The organism is Streptomyces sp. NRRL S-495, from assembly GCF_000966955.1.
GTDB lineage: Bacteria > Actinomycetota > Actinomycetes > Streptomycetales > Streptomycetaceae > Kitasatospora > Kitasatospora purpeofusca.
The window spans coordinates 1-6,246 of record NZ_JZWY01000579.1; the positions used below are offsets into that span (position 1 = coordinate 1).

At 72.6% G+C, this 6,246-nt stretch carries 4 protein-coding genes; all 4 read left to right on the forward strand.

The features are described from left to right. Positions 1–217 precede the first annotated feature (217 nt). Positions 218–1,420, forward strand: coding sequence for a cytochrome P450 (locus VR45_RS27695; RefSeq protein WP_063772553.1), 1,203 nt, complete (start codon positions 218–220; stop codon positions 1,418–1,420). Positions 1,421–1,422: 2 nt separating this feature from the next. Beyond that, entirely contained in the window at positions 1,423–1,632 is a 210-nt protein-coding gene (locus VR45_RS27700) for a ferredoxin (protein ID WP_045942577.1), read from the forward strand. A 427-nt stretch (positions 1,633–2,059) separates the two neighbouring features. Further along, complete coding sequence (locus VR45_RS42735) at positions 2,060–2,596, forward strand: response regulator transcription factor (protein ID WP_052709422.1); 537 nt, start codon at positions 2,060–2,062, stop codon at positions 2,594–2,596. A 308-nt stretch (positions 2,597–2,904) separates the two neighbouring features. Further along, on the forward strand, positions 2,905–6,246 hold a 3,342-nt coding region (locus VR45_RS27710), incomplete at its 3' end, for a type I polyketide synthase (RefSeq protein WP_159394376.1).

Sequence of the window (6,246 nt, forward strand, 5' to 3'; positions counted from 1 at the left end):
ATCCAGCACCCCCCTCCGAACGACACGAACGGAACGACTCCCACCGCTTCCCGGAGGAGCTTCCTCGGCGAACCAAGGACTTTCCCCGAGCCAATCGTCATGAGCATGTGAGGTGGATCACTATCGAAGATCCGTCCGATGACGACCTGTTAGGGTGATGGCTCAATGTCGAGTTCCATCCACGGGGGTAAAAGTGGGGGAAGTAGCAAGCGTTGATGTGGCCGCCTTTCCGGCGTTCCCGTTCATCGGGTCGGACCACGACCCGTTCATTCCGGTCAGAGATCACGACCTGAAGCACCTCGACGAGTCGACCGGCAGAATCAGACTCCCCTTCGGCGGCTGGGCCTGGCTGATCACCAAGCACGAGGACGTGCGGCAGCTGCTGCGCCACCCGGGCTTCAGCTCCGACCAGTACCGCCCCGGGTTCCCGGTCCTGAACCCGATCCCGCCGACCCGCGAGGGTGCGTCCGGGCTGTTCATCTTCATGGACGGCGACGCCCACAGCCGCTTCCGGCGGATGCTGACCGCCGAGTTCATGATCAAGAACATCCGGCGGATCGAGCCGCTGATCGAGGAGACCGTCAACGAGGCCCTCGGCCGCATGCGCGAGATCGGCCCGCCGGCCGACCTGATGAACGAGTTCGCGCTGCCGGTGCCATCGATGACGATCTGCCATCTGCTCGGCGTGCCCTACTCGGACCACGACTTCTTCCAGCACCACAGCCGCGCGATCATGGACCGGAACTCCGGTCCGGCCGAGGTCGGCGCCGCCATGGGCGCCCTGAACGGCCTGCTGGGCGACCTGATCGCGCACAAGCGGACCCACCCCGGCGAGGACCTCCTCAGCCGACTGGTGGCCGAGCGCGTGATCCCGGGGGAGCTCAAGGAGGAGGAGCTCCTGAGCATGGCCATGCTGCTGCTGGTGGCGGGCCACGAGACCACCGCGAACATGATCGGGATGTCGGCGCTGGCGCTGCTGGAGCACCCCGAGCACCTGGACGCCCTGCGCGAGGACCCGGGCCTGGCGCCCAACCTCGTCGAGGAACTGCTCCGGTACTGCACCGTCGTCCGGACCGGTCTCCCCAGGCTCGCCCTGGAGGACGCCGTCATCGGCGACCGGGAGATCAAGGCCGGCGAGAGCGTCGTGGCGATGCTGTCGATGGCCAACCGGGACGGCTCGGTCTTCCACGACCCCGAGTTCTTCGACCCCCGGCGCAACGAGGCCCACCGGCACATGGCGTTCGGCTTCGGCCTGCACCAGTGCATCGGCCAGCCGCTGGCCCGGGCCGAGCTGCGGATCGCCCTGGTCCAGCTGGCCAAGCAGTTCCCCAACCTCCGGTCGCAGACGACCCTGGCGGACGTCCCGAAGCGCCACGAGGCGGTCACCTTCGGGCTGGGCGAACTGCCGGTGACGTGGTGACCATGCACATCACCGTCGACCGGGACCTGTGCTGCGGGTCCGGCAACTGCGTGGAGACCGTCCCCGACGTGTTCGACCAGGACAACCGGGACGGCATGGTGCTGCTGCGGATCTCCCAGCCGCCCGAGCACCTCCAGGAGGCGGTCGAGCGCGCCGCCCAACTGTGTCCGGTGGGCGCCATCGAGATCTCCCGCCGGAATTCGACGGACTGACCGACGCAGCACTGCACGGGGGCGAGCACGCCGCGTCTCGACAATCCGCCTTTCCATCCCCGCACCGTGTCCGGAATCCGGCCACCCGCAGAATTCTCCCGCGCGGGCGGCCGGGTCCGGCCCGGGTGCGCCGCGCACCCGAAGCGGCTTTCCACGGATTTCCCGGCGATTTCGAGAGCGTCTTTTACTGTCCATTTCACCGGGTAACGCGACCACGATCTCGCGCTGCCCGGAAATGCGGGCCGAGCCCGGCGTGCCGATCATTCACGCCCGGCCGGCCCCGCCCCTCCCCCCTGTGTGCCCACATAACAGGAGAGCGGAAAAGTTGGATAGTGGCAGCAGCCAGACACGAGTATTTGTATGCAGTAGACACCCCTACGCGCGACTGGGCATTCGTGGGGCACTGAAGCAGGACGACGCACTGACCGTGGTCGGCGAGGCCGCGGACATCATCGGACTGCTGACGGCGACGGCGGTGCGCGAACCGGACGTCGTGGTGCTCGAAGCCCGGACCCAGACCGACCACCTGCACGAGCTGACCGCCCTCGACACCGCCCTGGTGGTCGTCGTGGAGGACGCCGAGACCGCGGCCGACTGGATCCGTCTGACGCAGGCCAACGTGCGTGCCGTCGTGCACTCCGACGATCCCGAGGAGGTCCTCGTCGAAGCGGTCCGCCGGGCCACCACCGGCGACTGCTACGTCTCCCCCGGCCTCAGCGGCCTGCTCCTCCGGTTCGTGCGGGACACCCTACCCCGCCCCCTCTCGGTCGTCCCCACCCACGCACCCTTGACTTCGCGCGAGTCCGAGGTGCTCCAGCTGGTGCGGCGGGGCATGGCCAACAAGGAGATCGCTCGTCGGCTGGGCCTGAGTGAAAAGACCGTCAAGTTCCACGTCTCCAACGTTCTCGCGAAGGCCCACATGGCCTCCCGGGCACAGCTGATCGCCTCGGCCGCGGCCATGTGAGACGACGGCCGCGGACGGCGAGGAGGACGACCGCACGACAGCGGGGCGTCCGCACGGAACCACCGTGCGGACGCCCCGCTGTCGTGTCCGCGTTCAACACCGGCCCCCGGTGGGCAGACTGACCGGACGTCCGACGGTCGGCGGACACGGCGGCGCCGGCCCCAGCGCCCGGAATCCGGTCGCCCACCTTGGTCTAAAGTCCTGGTTTCGCGCCGCCGATCCTGCCCCGAAGCCCTGCCTTCCTGCCGTTCCTCTGGCGGAAGTCCCGGTCCGGTCCGGAAACGGATACTCCCGGTATGAAGCCCTCCATGTCCGGTGACCAGACGATCGGCCGCACCCACGACACCGCCATCGCCGTGATCGGAGCCTCCTGTCGGGTCCCCTCGGCATCGGGTCCGGCCGCGTTCTGGCAACTCCTGACGGAGGGCACCGACGCCCTCTCGCCCTGGCCGGAGCAGCGCGGCCCCGGCGGCGCGTCCTGGACCGGCGGCTTCCTCGACGAGGTCGGCACCTTCGACGCCGCCTTCTTCGGCGTCGAGCCCGACGAGGCCGCGGCCATGGACCCGCAGCAGCGCCTCGCCCTGGAACTGGTCTGGGAGGCGATGGAGGACGCCGGGCTGCCCGACCACCGGCTGCGCGGCTCGCGCACCGGCGTGTTCGTCGGCGTCTCCTCCGACGACTACGCCGCCCTCGCCGCCCGCAGCGACCGGGCCGGCCACGGCGAACTGCACGACTTCACCGGCCGGCACCGGGCCGTCGTCGCCAACCGGGTCTCCTGGACCCTCGGCCTCCAGGGCCCCAGCCTCTCCGTCGACGCGGCCCAGGCCTCCTCCCTGGTCGCCGTCCACCTCGCCTGCGAGAGCATCCGCCGCGGCGAGTCCGACCTCGCCTTCGCCGGTGGCGTCAACCTGATCCTCTCGCCGGACGGCATGCGGGCCGCCGCCGGCCTCGGCGCCCTCTCCGCCAAGGGCCGCTGCGCCGTGTTCGACGAGAGCGCCGACGGCTTCGTCCGCGGCGAGGGCGGCGGCGTGGTCCTGCTCAAGCCGCTCGCGCAGGCCGTCGCCGACGGCGACCCCGTCTACTGCGTGATCCGGGGCAGCGCCGTCAACAACGACGGCGGCGGGGAGCGGCTCAGCGACCCCGATGTCGCGGGCCAGCAGCAGGTCCTGCGGCAGGCCTACGCCAATGCCGGGATCGGCACCGAGGCCGTCCAGTACGTCGAACTCCACGGCACCGGAACCCCCGTGGGCGACCCGGTCGAGGCCGCCGCGGTGTCCGCCGTGATCGGCCGCGGCGCCGACGGCCGCCGGCCGCTGCGGGTCGGCTCGGTCAAGACCAACATCGGGCACCTGGAGGCCGCGGCCGGCATCGTCGGCCTGCTGAAGGCCGCACTGGCGCTGCGCCACCGCCGGCTGCCCGCCAGCCTGCACTTCCGCACCCCCAACCCGGCGATCCCGCTCGACGAGCTGAACCTCCGGGTGCAGACCGAGCTCGACGCCTGGCCGGACCCGGAGGTCCCGCTGGTCGCCGGTGTCAGCTCGTTCGGCATCGGCGGCACCAACTGCCACGTCGTGCTGGCCGAGGGGCCCTACTCCGGCCACCCGGCGGACGCCGCCGCCCCGTCGGCCGGGGCCGCGCCGGTCGACACCGCCACGCCCGCCGCCGCGGCGACCGACGCGCGGGGCCCGCTGCCGTGGGTGCTGTCCGCCCGCTCCGGCCGCGCGCTGGAGGCACAGGCCGGCAAGCTGCTCGCCCACCTGGGCGCCGACGCCGGAGCGGCCGCGGCCGACGCTGCCGGGATCGCCCGCTCGCTGGCCACCGGCCGCTCCGTCTTCGAGCACCGCGCCGTCGTCCTCGGCACGGACCGCTCCGACCTCACCGCCCGCCTGGAGCGCCTCCACGAGGAGGCCGTCAGCGGCCTCGCCGCCCCGGCCGGGCGGACGGCCTTCCTGTTCGCCGGCGGCGGCGCCCACCGGGTCGGCATGGGGCGCGAACTGTACGCCGCCTACCCGGTGTTCGCCGCGGCCTTGGACGAGGTGCTCGCCCACCTCGACCCCGCCCTCGGGCTGCGCGAGGTGCTGTTCGGCGAGCGCGCCGACGCCGGGCCGGCCCTGGACGGCATGCGCTGCATGCAGCCCGCCCTGTTCGCCTTCCAGGTCGCCCTCTACCGCCTGGTCACCTCCTGGGGCGTCGAACCGGACCTGCTGGTCGGCCACTCCTTCGGCGAGATCGTCGCCGCCCATGTCTCCGGCGCCCTCTCGCTGCCCGAGGCGGCCGCGCTCGCCGCCGCCCGCGGCGAGCTGATGGAGGCCCTGCCGGCCGGCGGCGCCATGATCGCCGTCGAGGCGACCGAGGAGGAGACGCTCGCCGCGCTCGACGGCGTCACCGATGTCTCCATCGGCGTCATCAACGGGCCGACCTCGGTCGTGCTCTCCGGCGCCGAGGAGTCGGTGGCCCGGATCGCCGACGACTTCCGCGCCCTCGGCCGCCGCACCACCCGGCTCCGGGTCCAGAACGCCGCCCACTCGCCGCTCACCCTGCCCATGCTCGACGAGTTCGCCCGCCGGATCGACGGCCTGACCGTCGCCGAGCCGCGCATCCCGATCGTCTCCACCGTCACCGGCCGCACCGGCACCCCGATGACCGAGGACTACTGGATCGGGCACGTCGGCGCGACGGTCCGCTTCCACGACGCGATCAACGCCTGCCGCGCGCAGGGCGTCACCCGGTTCGTCGAACTCGGTCCCGACGCCACCCTGACCCCGCTGGTCCGGCCCGACGAGGCCGAACTCGCCGTGGCGCTCCAGCACCGCGACCACCCCGAGCCGCAGACCCTGCTCACCGGCCTCGCCCAGGCCTGGGTTGCCGGTGTGCCGGTCGACTGGGCCGGGATCATCGGCGCGGCACCGACCGTCGACCTGCCGACCTACGCCTTCCAGCGCGAGCGCTACTGGCTCGACGAGCGCCCCGCCGCGCCCACCGCCGAGCAGCACCTCAGCTCCGCGACCCTCGCCCTGCGCGACCGGATCCGCACCGAGCCCGAGGGCTTCCTGCGCCGCTGGCTCACCGAGCACCTGGCCGAGGGCACCGGCGGGACCGGCTTCGCCGCCGACGAGACCTTCCGCGACCTCGGCTTCGACTCCGTGCTCTCCGTGCAGCTGCGCAACCGGCTCGCCTCGGCGACCGGCCTGCGGCTGCCCGCCAGTGTGCTCTTCGACTACCCGACGCCGAACGCCCTCACCGCCTACCTGCACGAGCGGATCGTCGGCGTGCTGGACGCCGCCGACGACGACCGGCGGACCGGGTGGGCCGGGTGGGCCGGTGACGGGCGGGCGGCGCTCGGTGCGGCCGTCCTCGGCTGGGCGGTCACCGCGACGGCACCCGACGAAGTCCTCGGCAATCTTCCGCTCGCCGTCCTCGGCCAGACGGCCGTCTGGGCGGTGGGGCGCGCCGTTCGCGGGCACCGCGCGCACACCGCCGTGGCCGCCGAGCGCCGGGCGGCGCTGGAGCGGGCCGCCCGCTCGGAGGAACGGCTGCTGCTGGCACAGGAGGTGCACGACGTGGTGGCGCACAGCCTCGGCGTGGTGAGCGTCCAGGCGGGGTTCGGCCAGTACGCGCTGGCACACGCGGGAGCGGACGGCGGCGCGGAG

Coding starts and splice junctions, on each gene's coding strand:
- VR45_RS27700 (WP_045942577.1), top strand. CDS start 1,423: ATGCACATCACCGTCGACCGGGACCTGTGCTGCGGGTCCGGCAACTGC.